Origin of the sequence: Alkalimarinus alittae, from assembly GCF_026016465.1 — a bacterium.
In the GTDB taxonomy this organism is placed as follows: Bacteria; Pseudomonadota; Gammaproteobacteria; order Pseudomonadales; family Oleiphilaceae; genus Alkalimarinus; species Alkalimarinus alittae.
Genome location: NZ_CP100390.1, coordinates 2357691 through 2374414 on the forward strand (window position 1 = coordinate 2357691; position 16724 = coordinate 2374414).

At 41.7% G+C, this 16724-nt stretch carries 16 protein-coding genes; 2 read left to right on the forward strand and 14 right to left on the reverse strand.

The window, feature by feature from the left end:
- The first annotated feature begins 88 nt into the window (after positions 1-88).
- Complete coding sequence (locus NKI27_RS10705) at positions 89-319, forward strand: hypothetical protein (RefSeq protein WP_265046045.1); 231 nt, start codon at positions 89-91, stop codon at positions 317-319.
- Positions 320-470: 151 nt separating this feature from the next.
- Complete coding sequence (locus NKI27_RS10710; RefSeq protein WP_265046046.1) at positions 471-1541, forward strand: HDOD domain-containing protein; 1071 nt, start codon at positions 471-473, stop codon at positions 1539-1541.
- A 19-nt stretch (positions 1542-1560) separates the two neighbouring features.
- Here NKI27_RS10710 and eda read toward each other — a convergent pair whose 3' ends face one another.
- The 14 genes from eda to NKI27_RS10780 form a co-directional block, all read right to left on the reverse strand.
- A complete protein-coding gene (eda, locus tag NKI27_RS10715) occupies positions 1561-2190 on the reverse strand; it encodes a bifunctional 4-hydroxy-2-oxoglutarate aldolase/2-dehydro-3-deoxy-phosphogluconate aldolase (protein WP_265046047.1) in 630 nt (209 codons plus the stop codon).
- A gap of 32 nt (positions 2191-2222) precedes the next feature.
- Positions 2223-4028 carry a phosphogluconate dehydratase gene (gene edd, locus NKI27_RS10720; RefSeq protein ID WP_265046048.1) on the reverse strand — a complete coding sequence of 602 codons (1806 nt, stop codon included), beginning with the start codon at positions 4026-4028 and terminating at the stop codon, positions 2223-2225.
- Between the two features lie 13 nt (positions 4029-4041).
- Positions 4042-4752 (reverse strand): 6-phosphogluconolactonase, encoded by a 711-nt coding sequence (pgl, locus tag NKI27_RS10725; RefSeq protein ID WP_265046049.1) that lies wholly within the window; start codon positions 4750-4752, stop codon positions 4042-4044.
- On the reverse strand, positions 4749-6239 hold the full coding sequence (gene zwf / locus NKI27_RS10730) for a glucose-6-phosphate dehydrogenase (protein ID WP_265046050.1): 1491 nt from the start codon (positions 6237-6239) through the stop codon (positions 4749-4751). The genes pgl and zwf overlap by 4 nt, the downstream gene beginning before the upstream one ends.
- Before the next feature lie 181 nt (positions 6240-6420).
- Positions 6421-8133: a bifunctional protein-serine/threonine kinase/phosphatase gene (locus tag NKI27_RS10735; RefSeq protein ID WP_265046051.1), complete on the reverse strand. Its 1713-nt coding sequence runs from the start codon at positions 8131-8133 to the stop codon at positions 6421-6423.
- Between the two features lie 87 nt (positions 8134-8220).
- A complete protein-coding gene (locus tag NKI27_RS10740; protein WP_265046052.1) occupies positions 8221-9033 on the reverse strand; it encodes a formate/nitrite transporter family protein in 813 nt (270 codons plus the stop codon).
- A 180-nt stretch (positions 9034-9213) separates the two neighbouring features.
- Positions 9214-9654 carry a cyanase gene (gene cynS / locus NKI27_RS10745; RefSeq protein ID WP_265046053.1) on the reverse strand — a complete coding sequence of 147 codons (441 nt, stop codon included), beginning with the start codon at positions 9652-9654 and terminating at the stop codon, positions 9214-9216.
- 175 nt (positions 9655-9829) lie between these two features.
- Entirely contained in the window at positions 9830-10966 is a 1137-nt protein-coding gene (locus tag NKI27_RS10750; RefSeq protein WP_265046054.1) for an alpha-hydroxy acid oxidase, read from the reverse strand.
- An 18-nt stretch (positions 10967-10984) separates the two neighbouring features.
- The gene (locus NKI27_RS10755; protein WP_265046055.1) at positions 10985-11668 is read right to left on the reverse strand and encodes a Fe2+-dependent dioxygenase; all 684 of its coding nucleotides are present in this window, start codon (positions 11666-11668) and stop codon (positions 10985-10987) included.
- Between the two features lie 58 nt (positions 11669-11726).
- Entirely contained in the window at positions 11727-13985 is a 2259-nt protein-coding gene (locus tag NKI27_RS10760) for a TonB-dependent receptor (protein ID WP_265046056.1), read from the reverse strand.
- 187 nt (positions 13986-14172) lie between these two features.
- Positions 14173-15000: an energy transducer TonB gene (locus NKI27_RS10765; protein WP_265046057.1), complete on the reverse strand. Its 828-nt coding sequence runs from the start codon at positions 14998-15000 to the stop codon at positions 14173-14175.
- Entirely contained in the window at positions 14997-15422 is a 426-nt protein-coding gene (locus NKI27_RS10770; RefSeq protein WP_265046058.1) for an ExbD/TolR family protein, read from the reverse strand. The genes NKI27_RS10765 and NKI27_RS10770 overlap by 4 nt, the downstream gene beginning before the upstream one ends.
- Positions 15419-15835 (reverse strand): ExbD/TolR family protein, encoded by a 417-nt coding sequence (locus tag NKI27_RS10775; protein WP_265046059.1) that lies wholly within the window; start codon positions 15833-15835, stop codon positions 15419-15421. Before NKI27_RS10775 ends, NKI27_RS10770 begins: the two co-directional genes overlap by 4 nt.
- Positions 15825-16700: a MotA/TolQ/ExbB proton channel family protein gene (locus NKI27_RS10780; protein ID WP_265046060.1), complete on the reverse strand. Its 876-nt coding sequence runs from the start codon at positions 16698-16700 to the stop codon at positions 15825-15827. Before NKI27_RS10780 ends, NKI27_RS10775 begins: the two co-directional genes overlap by 11 nt.
- Positions 16701-16724: the final 24 nt, after the last annotated feature.

A 16724-nucleotide genomic window follows, 5' to 3' on the forward strand; every position in this document is an offset into this window, starting at 1 on the left:
AAAATCATTATTTTATATAAGACAGCTTACACATGTATAAAATTATTGGTAAACTGCTTTTTTACAAATTTAATGCATGGTCTAAATTATGGAAGATTGGAATATATCCATTAAACAGCAGCTTGTAACGCATAGTTCAGGCAGTACGTTCAAGTTTAATGGTCAACCAGGGTCAACAGATTACGGAATATCGCCCTCATTTAAAAGTAAAAACCTTTCAGTACTGGAACAAGCGCAACTCATTCGTATAGCGTCAAACCTATATCAAGACGCCGTTAAAAAAGGGCGTTCACTTAATACGGCAGATAACGTCGCCTAGTCTAGTCAAAACAGCTTACACTCTACTTTTTGTCATTACATTAACGCAGACCTGTTTCTTCGATTTGACATAAAGCCTATAGACTTCTTAACTAAATGCGAAGTTCCAAAATATTGGCCGTATTTAACTTAATAACAGGAAGTAGAGTGATATGCCTTGGCAATGGATTAATCGAATTTTCAATCGAGCCTCTTCTGTTCCCCCTCATTACGAAAGCACCCTCAACGCTAATCATTCTGAACCTTCAGCAACGATAGATACCAACAAACTTAATCTAGATGAAACTGAAAACCACCTTATTCAGTCTACGTCTAACGAGTTAGAATCTGCATTTTTTTGCTGGCTATTAAACTGCACTGAATCTGAACTCCAAATGACAACAGACCAATTAAACGAAAAAGAACAAAAAATACTTAAAACTTTAGATCATGATGCACTCAGCATCGATCAAATACCACGACGGCCTGCCTCATTTCCGCTGCTTATCAAGCTTCTAAATAAAGATGACTCATCAACCCGTGAAATATCAAATACCCTCCTTGCCGACCCGGCTCTGGCAACCCAGACACTCAAAACCGCCAATTCACCTTTTTTTCGTGTATCAAGCGAACCGATAGACAGCGTGGAACAAGCGGTATTTATACTGGGTAGTGAAGGTATTAGGAACATCATATCAGCCACTGTCATGATGCCGCTGATGAAAGGGGGCAACAGCAAAGAAGGAGAGTTCAGCCAAAAAGTCTGGGAATGGGGGCTTTTATCCGCAACAGCCAGTGATCAGTATTCCTTCTATCAAGGGCATGAGTCTAGCGCCCTTTACATCTTAGGCTTGCTACCTGCATTAACGTACTTATTAATCTATCGCTCATTACTGTCATATTCAGCTGATGATCCTTCAATAGGTGAATTAGAACCCTCAATGATTAAATCGATCATTCAAAAAAGAAACTGGAAAATGTGTCATGAGATTTGTCAGCAATGGGGCTTGCCACCCGCGTCTAATAAATACTTACTAGACGCGGAAAGGCCTTCTACTGATAAGTCCCTTTCACCGCTGCGTGACGGTATCTTTATGGGCACACATAAGATATTGCAATCAGTATCACGCTCTCCTATTGCAGACCGTGATGTACACCGTTTAAGTCGTGCACCTAAAGCCGTTGATAAAAAAGTGATTAAATACCTTGAGGAAAAACTAAAGGCTGCTTCAGCTATACCCTAAGGTATTTAGTACGAGTAAATTACGATAATCTCGCAGCTAGTGTCGTCACAGCGTCCCAGTTTTTTTCCCTTATAAGGTGGTTCGCCGCAAACCAAGAACCGCCGATACAGCGCACGTTATCTAAGTCAAGATAATCACTATAATCTTGCTCACTGATGCCTCCCGTTGGACAAAATATCACTTGGGGAAATGGCCCAGAAAGGGCTTTTAACATGTTAACCCCGCCAATTTGTGCAGCAGGGTAAAACTTTAGGAATTCATAGCCGCTTTCAAGTGCAGTCATAATCTCAGTGGCTGTCGCAACACCGGGTAAGTAAGCAACGCCGTATTGTTCTGCTCGCTCAGCAATTTTTGCAGAAAAACCTGGGCTAACGATAAATCGTCCTCCAGCCTTGGCCACTTGATCAACCTGCTCGGGGGTTACTACTGTTCCCGCACCCACAATAATATCTGGAAACTGATCGGCTAATGCATTGATGGAATCTAAGGCTGCAGGCGTTCGCAACGTAATTTCAACCATACGCACTCCGCCTGCTTTCAACGCATTTGCTAACGGTATAGCGTTATCTTTATGATCTATAACAATCACAGCAACAACAGGTTTACCTTGCATGAGCCAGGCATCGAACATGGCTTTAGATTTATTCATAACAACTCCCTTTACTGTTCAATGGGGTATCTCTATTGAAACGTTGTTGCACCTTCTTCTGCCGATATCACCCTAGATCTCATGCCGTTAAATAGATTCCGTCCTGCTCCAAGTTGATCTGTTGAGGCCTGTTGATCCCCTACGTTTGGTGCTCTTGATGCAAGATCAGCAGAGACGGTTAATGTGCCCGACGTAGCGTCTATTTCGATAATATCACCGTCTTCCACACGTGAAATAAACCCTCCAGCAATGCTTTCAGGCGTCATATGAATAACAGATAGTACTTTACCTGACGCACCAGACAAGCGACCATCAGTAACTAATGCCACATTATAGCCTCGGTCTTGTAACACTCCGAGTGGTGGCATTAATTTATGGAGCTCCGGCATACCATTGGCTCTGGGGCCTTGATTTTTGACCACAATAACGCAGTGTTTATCTAAGCGACCTTTTTCAAATGCCTGTTTAACGGCTTCTTGAGAGCTGAACACGACAGCAGGTGCCGTAATCGCGTGGTGTGCTGCAGGTACGGCAGAGAGCTTTACAATAGCGCGACCAAGATCACCTTGAATTAAACAAATACCACCGCTTTTTGCAAATGGATCACCCCCCTGCCTGATAATTGTTTTATCTTGGGTATGGGTGATTTCAGACCACGTCAATGCACTACCAGTACACTGCGGCATAGTCGTATACGCCTCTAAGCCCTGTCCGGTAATGGTCGATACATCATTATGTAATAACCCGAGGGCTAGTAACTCTTTAATTACAAACGGTACGCCGCCTGCGAGATTAAATTGATTAATATCAGCGTCACCATTGGGGTAAACACGCGCGAGTAATGGCACCTCTTTAGATAATGAAGCAAAGTCATCCCAGTCAATAATAAAGCCTGCCGCTCTTGCAATAGCGACTAAGTGAATCGTATGATTTGTCGAACCACCTGTTGCGATTAAACCAACCATTGCATTTACGATCGATTTCTCATCGATCATGTTACCCAGAGGAGTGTATTCATCTTCTAGCGCTGTGATTTCACAGATTCGCTCAGCAGCCCTTTCTGTCAAAGCATTACGTAGGTCGCTGCCGGGTGGTATAAATGAAGACCCCGGCAGATGAAGCCCCAAAAACTCCATCAACATTTGATTACTATTAGCAGTACCATAAAAAGTACAAGTACCCGGCGAATGGTAAGACTTAACTTCCGCCTCTAGTAACGCATCTGAGTCTATCAACCCTTCGGCATATTGCTGTCTGATATGGGCTTTTTCTTTATTCGGGATACCTGTAGGCATTGGTCCAGCGGGGACAAAAATAGCGGGTAAATGCCCAAATTCTAAAGCGGCAATTAACAAACCAGGTACAATTTTATCGCAAATCCCAAGGTATAATCCGCCATCAAATACATTATGGCTTAACGCTACAGCCGTCGACATTGCGATAACATCACGGCTAAAGAGAGACAACTCCATACCCGGTTGGCCTTGCGTAATGCCATCGCACATCGCAGGGACTCCTGCAGCAAACTGGGCAACATGGCCTTTTTTAGCAATACTCTTTTTGATTAAATCAGGAAAGTTACCGTAGGGTTGATGAGCGGACAGCAAATCGTTATACGCTGAAACAATTGCAATATTGGCATGCTGCGTTCGCTGTTTAAGAATCAACTTATCGCTATCAGAGGCCGACGCGACATCGTGAGCAAGATTAGTACAGCTCACTTGGCTTCTAGCAGGCCCTGCTATATACGCTTGTTCTATTTTTTTTAGGTAACAGGTTCGTGTTGAAACGCTACGCTCGGCGATTCGTTCGGTAATCTCTATTATGTGATTATTCATGACCGTTACCCCTTTAGCTCTCTGATGGAGACCAAAAAACCTCAACCGGAACCTCTGTCTGATTTAAAACGGCTGCAATCGGAAGCGTTGAGGTGTGATTTATTTGATCATTTAAACAAGCGCGCCGATATACACTCAACTTATCATCCCCCGTGATTAATAAATAGATCTTCTTAGCGGTTAATAGCATTGATAGGGTCAATGAGATTCTTTGTTTCGGTTCAACAGGTGCAAAAGTGTCGATGCAACGTGTTAAGTCACCTTTATCAAGCCCTTTAACGAGCGATTCTGTGTGTGGAAAAAGTGATGCAAAATGACCATCTGACCCCATACCTAGTAGGACAAAATCAACTGACGGTAATTGATCTTTAAGCATTTTACTTAACACCAACGCCCCTTCTTTTGCAGTCGTATGTCTTGTTTTAAGTGATAAAAATGAGGCAGAGACTGCATTATGTTTAAGTAAATGGCGCCTTACCATACCCTCATTACTATCAGGGTGGTTAGTATCTACCCATCGTTCGTCTGTTAGAGTGACGCTAATTTTTGGCCAGTCAAGTGCTACCGTTGATAGCTGTTCGTATAATGCCTTAGGTGTATTTCCGCCACTCACCGCAATACTGGCCTTATGAGTGGCCACCAGTTGCTGAGACAAGTCCTCACTAATGGCGTTAGATAACGCAGCGGTAAGTAACCGGTTATGTTCATAGAATCTTTCTATCACTCGTCAGCCTCCTGCTCAGAAGGGCTAAACGTCTCATCCCATAAGCGGCCATCTTTAGCGAGCATCAGTGTTGAAGCGGCTGGCCCCCAACTTCCTGAAATATAGGGTTCTGGGCCTTGTTCAGACTCATTCCAATGCTTAAGTATTGGGTCTAGCCATTCCCAAGCTGCTATTAGTTCATCTTGCCTAACAAATAACGTTTGATTATTACTTATCACATCACCGAGTAATCGCTCATACGCATCGGGAACACGTTTACGGTGCAAATAGTCAGGGCTTAAACTGAGCTCTGTTGAGCGTACGTTAACGCCCGGCCCAGTTTTCTTTTCACATAATATTAGCCGTATACCTTCATCCGGTTGGAGTCTAAATACCAGTTTATTCGCCATCGTTTTCTTATGTTGTAAATCAAATATTGAATGTGGCACCTCTTTAAAATTAACGACAATTTCACACGCGCGATGAGCAAGTCGCTTACCTGTACGTAAATAAAACGGCACACCTGCCCAACGCCAATTATCGATTTCAACCTTCATGGCGACATAGGTTTCAGTTTCACTCGCGGGGTCAACACCCGCTTCATTAACATAGCCTTTAACCGCAGAACCGTTAGAAACACCGGTTTTATATTGTCCACGAACGACTTTTTTGTGAACGTCTAAATCATTTAAAGTTCGTAGCGCCCTTAACACCTTAACCTTTTCATCACGTACTGCGTCTGCGGTAAATCTTGAGGGTGGCTCCATAGCCACGATACACAGCAGTTGAAGCAAGTGATTTTGCCCCATATCTCTTAACGCACCCACTTGATCATAAAACTCGGCGCGTTCTTCAACCCCTAGGGTTTCAGAGATGGTAATTTGAATATTGTCGATATATTTTTGACTCCACTGAGACTCAAAAATAGTATTGGCGAACCGAAGAACTAATAAGTTCTGTACTGTTTCTTTACCTAAGTAATGGTCAATTCTAAATATCTGCTGCTCTTTAAAATGCTGGCTAACTAATTCATTTATGTCTTTAGCGGAGGTTAAGTCAGATCCGATGGGCTTTTCAAGCACGATACGACTGTTTTCAGTGTTAAGCTGTGCGTTGGCTAAGCCTGTACAAATCTTGCCATATAGAACTGAAGGGGTCGCAAGATAAAAGATAGTCGAGGTGTCAGGCATTTGGTTAACAAACGTTTTAAGTTCACCGTAATTTTCAGGCGCGGTCGCATCAAACGAAAAGCTAACAATATGTGTTGCAAAAGTATCCCATTTAGCCTTCATACTTTCATCGTTAGTATTATGATTTAACATAATAGGTATGCGTAAGTTTTCAATAAAATCAACATGCTCACGTCTATAGAGTGCCACTAACCGCCACTCAGAAGGCAAACGACCATCAAGGTGTAATGAAAACAACGCAGGAAAAAGCTTACGAGTAGAAAGGTCACCGCTTGCCCCAAATAAAACAAGGTCAAAAGGTTCATTCAAAGGAATCATATATCACTACACCCCTTATTCAACATTAAGCCCGGCCACCTGATAAGTGTACAAGCATCCGCATGCACAAAGCCTCAAAACTAGACGCGACAGTTAGAAATACCGTTATAGATGATTACGACCATTATGCTATACCATCCCTAATATGACTCACTATGGTCAATATAGCGTAGCAAAGCAATTAATTAAGCGCGATCAACTGAGCAATAATTATAGCCATTAAAATAATACTGATACTCTGCCAAAACACGATGGGGTTTCGCTCTATCAAAGGCACTCGGTTTTTAGATAAAAATCGTTTATTCGGGTGCCGAAGGTCGTAAACAAACTCAGATAGTTCAGAGTAGCGTTTTAAAGGGTTAACCTGCAGTGCATTGCGAAGTGCATCATCAACCCATAAGGGAAGTTCAGAGTTATCATCAATTAAGCTTTTATAGTTTAGCCTTCTTTGAGCGTTTACACTTTTAGCCTGTGCAATCTTCGTACTATAAGGAAATCGCCCCGATAACATTTGATAAGTAATCACAGCTAACGCATAAATATCAGAACGAGGTGTCCCGAGTTGACCTAAAAAATACTCTGGGGCTGAATAACGCATAGTTCCACGCATGTCTTCTTCGCTTTTAGGGTCTGTAACACCTGAAATATAAGTAGAGCCAAAATCAATTATTTTTACCGTATGCGTATGGTCGATCATAATATTATTTGGGCGAAGATCTTGATGAATCATCTCTTGCCGATGAAAGGCCTGTAAACCTTTTGCCACCTGTTCAATAATAGTTCTAACTTCTTCTAGGCTTGGCTTAGGGTTATCAATCATCCATTGATTAAGTGAAATCCCTTCAATATATTCAGAGACTAAATATAAATAATTTCGTTTACGGTTTGAGCTAATGGCTTTTGCTACATGGGGGTTGTTAACACGCTTGGCTATCCACTCCTCCAACATAAAGCGTTCGAGGTATTGTGCGTTATTACGAAGCTCGGTTGAGGGTGTTTTTATCACGACGGTTTGATTTGTTTCTAAGTCCTTCGCCAATACAACGTGACTACGACTGCTAATATATATCTCTCGAATAATCTCATAACCATCAAATTCCATTCTAGGCACAAGTGTTGGCGGTAGTGGCAGCATCGTCAATTGCTGTACTTCATCGAGTTGGTAGTCAGCAACTTGGTCTACTCGCAGAAGCTGTATACTTAAATTATCATCGCTGCCACTCGCTAGCGCTTGCTGAACTACACTCAACGCTGCCAAATCAAGCGTCTCAGTATCGGCAATAGCATCCGATATTTGTTGGCCATTTATAAATTCATATACGCCATCCGTCGCTAGAATAAACGTATCGCCCTTTTCTAATAACACGCTTTTATAATCAATCTCTAAGGCTTGATCAATGCCAAGTGCTCGGGTTAAATAACTAACCTCATCAGATACAACACGCCTATGATCGTCTGTAAGCTGCTCAAGTTGCCCGCCACACAAACGGTAGATACGGGTATCACCTGAGTGGAATATATGTGCAGTATTTGACTTCAACACCAAAGCACTAAACGTGCATATATAACCGGTGTCACGCTCAAAACGATAAGGGCTATTTCGTGTCTGAGCATATAGCCAAGCGTTAATTGATTTAACAACTTTTTGAACAGATGTTTTCACTGACCATGAATCCGAGGTGCAGTAATAGTCTTCTAAAAAACCAGAGACGGCTGCTTGACTCGCCTCTTGGCTCACCTTACTTGAACTAATGCCGTCAGCCATGGCTAAAGCGATGCCCTTGCTACTCAATAGAGGCTCAGCAGGTACAACACTCCCCATATAATCTTGGTTAATCGCTTTAACGCCCTTATCGGTCGCATTACCAACACTAACAGCCAGCGCTTGAGCCACAGTCTAACTCCTTAAACGTCAACGTATAAAAGCAAAAAGCTCCGTAACGATGATTACGGAGCCCTATAATCTAAGGTTCAAAATTAATTAAACCAATTGACGCTCAGGAGATGTTTTAACATGGGTATAGTATAACGGTAGCCCTACCAGTAAGAAGCCACCCACTAGATTACCTAATGCCGTTGGAAGTTCATTCCATAATAAGTAATCCATTACGGTAAAGTCTCCCCCCATAATCATTGAGAAAGGGAATAAAAACATGTTAACGATTGAGTGTTCAAACCCCATGAAAAAGAACAGCATTACAGGCATCCACATTGCTGCCATTTTAGCGCCAGCAGATGTTGAAATCATCGCACCGACAACCCCCATTGAAACCATCCAGTTACACAGCATTCCACGTACAAAGATGGTCAACCAGCCTGAAAAGCCATGTGATTGATAACCCAAAGTTCGAGACTCACCTATCGCACTCACTTTGGCAGCAATCGCACCCCCGTCAATCGAATAACCGTAGGTCAATATAAACGACATAAAAAAGGCCGTGGTCAGTGCGCCTGCGAAATTACCCAGAAACACCAAGCCCCAATTACGCATTACACCCGAAAACGTAACACCAGGTCGTTTATCAAGAAGTGCTAATGGTACTAAGGTAAACACACCGGTGAGCAAATCAAACTTCATTAAATAAAGCATGATAAAACCAACAGGGAAAAGAATAGCGCCAATAAGCGGGCTACCTGTCTTAATCGCAACGGTTATTGCAAATATCGCAGCAAGCCCCAGTATGGCGCCAGCCATAAAGGCACGTATAAGTGTATCTTTGGTTGACATGTAGACCTTAGATTCGCCAGCATCAACCATTTTGGTGACAAACTCGCTAGGTTCTATATAAGCCATAAATGCTCTCTCTAGATTAATATTGAATAATAGTTAAATATGTATAAGCATTATAAATGCCAACTTTCAAAACCTTGTTTTTATTATATTTTTTTAAAATTAAAGACTTATCATTATCAAATAAGTATTATTACGGTGCATTCCATTGAGTACAGATCCGATAAATTGCACCACTTTAGATCACCACGATTTATAAGGTAGAAATTTACCATTGAGCGTTAGGATTACTCGATCTCCTTTAGGGTTTTCTTCTTTATCTACATCCATCGTAAAGTCTATTGCGCTCATAATTCCATCACCGAACTTTTCTTGAATTACTTCTTTTAAAGTCTCACCATAAACGCCAACGACTTCATATAGCCGATAAATAAGAGGGTCTTGAGGAATGGATTTATCCCACTCTTTTGTAGGGTAAGCCATTAAAACGGCTTTAGCCTCTGAGGGTAAGCCAATAAACTCAATCAGCTTACTTGCCACATCTTCTGAGCAGCTATTCATTCCTAGACAAGCAGACGTTGTCCAAACAGGTGACATGCCAATATATTCAGCTATGGCTTCCCAAGTAAGATCTTTCTCTTTTTTCAATAAGATAATTGCTTCAGTCACATCTAACTTATTCATACAGATCACTCCAACACGTTTAACATTAGTTTCGCTAATCAGGTAATTGCGATAACCATGCCAAAAGCCGTATATTGATAAATACACGGCTTTATCCGTTATTTGTAAGGTATTGAAACAATGATTATTTATGTGAAGACGCGCGTGGAAGCACTAAAGAAATGCATTAACGGTTTTAGTGGTTAGGATTGGTGCAGTCACAGTTTATTCGCTGTAAATATTGCGGTGTTATTTTCTCAAGAGTGTCGGTACCGGCAAGTGCCATCGTAACTTCAAGCTCCTCTCTAAGAATACGTAACATACTCGCCACACCTAGCGCTCCAGCTACCGATAATGCATATAGTTGAGGCCGCCCTATCAACACCGCGTTTGCACCTAAGGCTAACGCTTTGAATATATCGGTTCCTCGCTCTATACCGCCATCTAATAGTAAAGGATAGCGTTTGCCGAGCGACTGACGGATAGCAGGTAACACATCAAGGCCAGAAGGGACACAGTCCAGCGCTCTACCACCATGATTAGAGATAATCAGGCCGGCTACTCCTTTATTTTTTGCAATTTTTGCATCTTCTGGATGCAAGATACCTTTTAAAATAATGGGCAGCGATGTTACGCTGAGCAGCCAATCTATATCATTCCATGTGGGGGCTTCACTCATCATACCTTGTAGGACGACGCTTTCATGCGACTCTAATATTTTTCGGGGTAACGGAGGTCTATCTATTAAATTTATAGCAGTAATACCTGCTGGTAGTTCAAAACCTGCTCTCTGAGCTCTATTTCGAATACCGTGTAATGGCGCATCTATCGTTACCACTAATTTCGTATAACCTGCTCTTTCTGCCCTTTTTACAAGGCTTAAGGTAAATTCACGATTTTCTTGAAAGTACAATTGAAACCAATGACGCTGCGAGCTGGCGTGTGCTATTTTTTCTATTTCAGTAGTCGACAGTGTACTGACCACCATTTTTGTTTCAAGACAGTCTGCCGCTTCAAGCGTTGCTAATTCGCCTGATGGATGAACCATTTTCTGAAATGCAACAGGTGCCAATAAAATTGGGTGCCGTAACGTTTCACCTAATATATTGGTTTGTGTGCCCCCCTGAGTGACATCACGTAACACTCTTGGCAGAATATTCCATTCATCAAAAGCAGACCGGTTTCGTTTTAATGACATCTCATCGGCACCTCCACCTACGATATATTCGAAGATTGAAGGTGGAATATGCGCCTTAGCCACTCGCGTAAAATCAGCAACGCTAACCAAGTCAGATGGTAGCGCACTTAGGGCTGGTTTAATGTGGTTATTCATCGACTGCCTCTACAAATATTACGTATCTGACCACTGTCGAATCAGATTTTGATAAACCCCTGTTAACCGCAACACATCTGCATGATCTTGACTGTGCTGAGTCATTAATGATTGAACGCTTTGATCTAAGTTAAACAACAGTTCACGCTGCTCATGATTACGTACCATGCTTTGTATCCAAAAAAAACTTGCTAGACGACTGCCTGAAATTACCGGTTTAACGGTATGGCGTTGTGTCGATGGATAAATAATCATATCGCCAGCGTTTAATTTAATCTCACGTGCATCATGTTGGCCTTCTATACGAAGCTCCCCGCCCTCATACTCATTTGGTTCATTTAAAAAGAGTGTGGCTGATAAATCAGTGCGCACTCGCACGGTTGTGCCTGGCACCACTCGCATTGCATTATCTACGTGCAAACCATAGTTATTACCGGTTTGATAACGATTAAACATGGGTGGATATATTTTTAAAGGGAGCGTAGCTGATATAAACATCGGATGCTTAGATAAGCCTCTCAACACTTGATCACCTAGATATTCATTGAGTTCACTGGTTTGAGGTAATTGTTGATTATACTTAACCGATGAGGCTTGCTGGCCGGCAGTTAATAAGCCGTCTTGCCAGTCTGCTTCAGCCAACAACGATCTAATATGCACTAACTGCTCTTGATTAAGGATATTTTCTATCGAGATTATCATAACGATTGACTCAGAAGTAAACGGTGTTTGAGAGAGGCAAAGCCTCTCTCAAGTTAGCCTAAAATAAGTAGCTTACGGTGACATCAGCAGAGCGTCCGTCCCCGATATAAACAATGCTGCCCCCTCGGTAAACGGCTGTATAATATTGCTCATCTGCAACATTATTCAGGTTAGCCCGAACATTAAAGTTATTGTTTAACTTATAAGTAGCAAACAAATCCACAACCGTGTAGCTAGGCAAGCTAATCGTTTCCCTTGCGGCACTGTCTGGTTGTCCACCATAAATCTCACTTGAATACGTTACTACACCGCCAAGCGCTAATGCAGGTTCTAGCTGATATTTAAGTTGAACGTTGGCACTGTTATCTGCAAAATTGGCTTTCGGTTTTCCAACATTTTCTGGGTTAAACGACTTAAGTGTTTCAGAGTCCATAATTGCAACACCGACCTGCCCACTCAGCTTATCAGTAATATTACCGCTCAAACCAAGCTCGATACCTTCAACTCGGTTTTTACCCGTATTAAAGCTACCGCCTGTCTGATAAGAATCGACACCACTTTCTATCACGTCATCTTTAGTGATTTGAAATATAGCCGCTGTAGCGAGTAGTTTGTCATCCATCAAGTTCCACTTGGTACCGATTTCTAGGTTGGTTGACTGCTCAGGATCTGCAGCATAATTACCGCTAGTATCTGTACATAAGCCACCATATCCACAACTTGTTCCTGCATCTGCTTCGCCACCATTGATATTTGAAGATGTGCTCCAACTTGCATAAATATTGCCGTTTTCCCATGGAGAATAAACAAGCCCTAAGTGTCCATTAAAGAATCCGTCATCATAGTCATAGACTGTTTCAGGTGTGACCACTCCAAAACGAGATGTAGACTCTGCAGCCCATAGCTCATAATCAAATTGGTCATAACGTAAACCTGCGAATACTTCCCAGTCTTCGTTTACTGTAATGGTGTCCATTAAGTAAGCAGAAATGGTTTGCAATTCTAGTTCAGTGCGTTTTGGATTTTTATCAATACTGCCCACCCATGATGAGTTATCTGGGTCATAAGGATTAATAGTGCCAATACTGTCAGTGGTAACCGTGTAATTACCAGAAGCGACCTTTTCGTTAGCAAACTCAGCACCCACTACAATAGTATTCCGCATGCCGGCAATATCGGCATCAAGAATAAAGTTTGTTTGGTTTCCTAGATATTCATTTTCTTGCCAGCCTGTAAAGGTACGCAAACCCGAACGACGAGTGCTATATACTGAAATAGCATAATCGTTAGCCGTGGTTCCATAACGAGTTTTGTTCTCTAAACGAGTGCCCCCCCCCATGTCTACGTCAATATTGAACGTTGCAATATCAGCCTCTGTCTCTTGAAAATCTAGACCATCTTGCCCGACATACTTAACATTTTTATCAGGTTTACCATCAACTAAATAAGTACCAGGATCTGTTTTATCATCACTTCTAAACGAATAGTAATCTGCACTGAGTTCAACATTGTCAGTGGCTTTATAAGTGGCAGACAGTAACCCACCAAAACGTTCTTCACTTGCTGGCTCGCGATCAGGAATATCACTAGACGTATATAATCCATTGATACGAAATGCTAAATCATCATTAACTGCCGCATTATGATCTAAGGTATAACGTTGAAATTTATCTGTACCGAGTCCAGCATCTAGCTGAGTTGAGGTATCGTTAATGCTAGCTTTTTTAGTCACGCTGTTAACCGCACCACCTGTAGAGCCTCTTCCTGCAAAAGTTGAGCTAGGGCCTTTGGTGATTTCAATTTGCTCTAAAGCAAATGTTTCTCGAGTAATTAGGCCTGGATCCCTCAAACCATCAGTATAGACATCACTTCGCGCTTCATACCCTCGAATAATATATCGGTCGCCAAATGAGTTCCCGCCTTCACCTGTACCCAACGTGATGCCTGGTTGCGCACTCAATATATCTTTCAGTTCAGTTTTACCCGACTCTTCTATCTGATCTTTCGTTAGAACAGTTATCGTTTGAGGTGTATCTGCAATATCACGTGTGCGTCTGACGTCGGCTAATGTCTTAGCCTTGTATGGTGCCCCTTTTTCAGCATAAGGATTATCACTCACAGTCACGCCTGCCCCCTCTACCATGAGTGTATCCATCACCACACTGGTTTCTTCATTGGTTTCTACGTTGACATTACTCTCTTCGGCGTAAGCACCTCCTACTAATGCAGAAGAGATGCTCATCGCTAACGTACTGGCCATCATTGCAGGCTTTGCTTTAGCAAAGTGGGTATGGCTCTCACCCTTATATTTCGACATAACATAATCCTTTGAACGTAGTTTAAAAATTAATAATTACATGCCCAGTGATTTCACTAAGCGGTTGTTACTTTCTAAACATGCACACCATGGCCTGGCCAAACGCCTGATATAACGAAAAGAAAGTCGTGGTTGGTTTGGTTTAATACTTCATGACGTATTACGCCAAAGCCGAGGTAGAAACAGGTTAACTATTTAATTTAAATGCAATAGGTAGCGTGAAACGTATATTATTACCTTTTATATCTGCAGGTACTGGAGGGAACGGCTCTGCTCGCTTTAACATCACTAATACCGCTTTATCTAATGCATCAAACCCTGAGCTTTTCTGTATATCAAAATCTAGTACGCGCCCAGTACGACTGATTTTAAAATCCAGTATGGCAATGCCTTCTTCGGCTTTTCTCCTTGAAGACAATGGGTAGCGTTTATGCTGTGCTAATTGAGCCAAAAGCTTAGCTAAGTAACTTCGGCTGACCCCTGCATCCCCACCGGTACTCAACGAGTTAGCATCACCTGTACTTTTCTTTTTCTGTGTGATTAATTGATTCTCTTTGGGTGCTTCAACTTGAAAATTGTCATGTTCAGTATTTTCAGCCTCAGTTATTTCTATTTTATTTACAGGTTCTAAACGATCTTCCTTAACGTTTTCTTTAACTGTCGATTTAGTTTTTATATCGACTATCCTGGCATCGACGTTTTGTTTCGCATCTGAGCGATCTACTAATATTTCTGTTTGTTGTATTTCAGGTTCCTCAACGACCTCTTCAACTATGCTTTCAGTGACGTTTTCTTCTAAAACCTCAGTAACAGGTTTAACCATATCGTTTACAGCATCGGACGTTTCAATGGTGTCTCCAAAATCCCCCATCATGCCTAGATCAATTTCAACACCTTGCTTTCCTTCTGCTGCAGCACTTTTTAAACTATCTGACGGCATTACAATAAAAATAAGTGCGTGAAGGCTAATCGCTATAACCAACGTTATAGCCCAGTGTGTCGCCTTTATTGTCATGTTATTTCTCCAAATTCAGTAATTAACTGAACTTTTAGTAACCCTACTTGGCGAATTGCTTTCAACACACCCTGGAGGCTTTCAGCCGCAACTGCCCCATCAACTTTTAAAATGATATACAGGTCCTGAGGGTCAAGCTCTTCTAACACTCGCTTATTTAGTTGATCTGATAACTGCTTAAGACTTACCGCTTGTTTATTTAGTTTCACTTCTGATGCTTTATTAACGATCACAGTAATCGTCTTATCAGCGATCTCATTCACAGAAAGAGACTTTGGATAGTTAATACTTGAGTTGTCAGTTTCTCGGATAACGCCTGCCACCATAAAAAATATCAACATTAAAAAAACAACATTAATTAAGGGTATTAGGTTCTCGTCATTTTGGTTTTTACTTGAAATGGGTACTTGAACGAAGTTCATAATGCCTCTATTTGAACCTTAGACTTTATAAAAACATCACCTAAAGCGACCTTTTTTATGCCCTGTTCATTTAACACGCTAATGAGTTTCACAATAGTTTGTGTATTAACATTTGATTCAACATCAATAAAGACTTGGTTCTTGCCGTCTGCTTTTAGTGATTTAACAAACGCTAAATTGCCTATTGAAAAAGTGGAACCGTTATAGGTTATGAGACCTTGTTGATTTAAAAGCTGTATTCTAGCGGCTTCACGTGCTTCAAGTTTGCTGCCTGTTGGCATTGAAATATCAATCGAGAACCAATGACTAAAGCTAGAAGACAACATAAAAAATAGCAGTAAAATAAACACTACATCGATTAACGGGGTTAAACTAATTCTGTTTATTTTTTTTGACTGGGCTTCAAGCAGCATGTGCTAGCTCACCTTGTTCAGCGTTATCTGAGTAGTGTGGCATCTGTGTAAATACACGTGTAACTGAGTCATTCAAAATGTAAGTAATACGCTCACATTTACGCTCCAGATAACCATGTAACATCACAACGGGTATAGCGACGGATAAACCTACTGCGGTAGTTAAGAGCGCTTGCCAAATACCCCCTGAAAGAACGGATGGATCTACCTGACTACCCGCAGACTCCATCTGCTGAAAGGCTTCAATCATCCCCATAACCGTACCTAATAATCCTAGTAAGGGGCTTAAAGTCGCAATCATCTCCAACGGCCTAAGATAACTGCGTAAATTTTGCATTAACTCGTTGGCGAGCCTTGTCAGCTCTTCTTTATGACGTTTTAAGGCGTCATTTTGATTAGAAACACCTACCAACCCCGAACAATAAATATAGTCACAAGCTTTCTGAGCACTTAAAACCAACTGAGATAAAGGACGATTTTTAACTAAGAACGACTCAGCCTTTTTAACATCACCCTGAGCCCACGCTTGTAAACTAGCATCAATATCATCAACACGTTCTGCTTTAGCACGATAGAACTGCCAAATTTTGACGAGTCCAATCGCCACTGCAGCAACAGAAAACGTCATCAGTACCCAAACAACTGGACCACCCACTTGCAAGAACTCTGCGGCAGATTTTGATACGGGGTTTGTTTCTAGGTTTAAGTCAAGCAATTGGTAACTGCTATCTACAGAGTCAACCGCAAGTTCATTTGTTAATACTTCAGGAATATTACTTGATACACCTTGAACTAAAGCCTCTGCTTCAGTATCGCTCAGTTCAGCTGTATGAATCTGCGGAATGGCGGGTTCTGGTTGCGACATCAAACACCTCAAATTGATATTAAT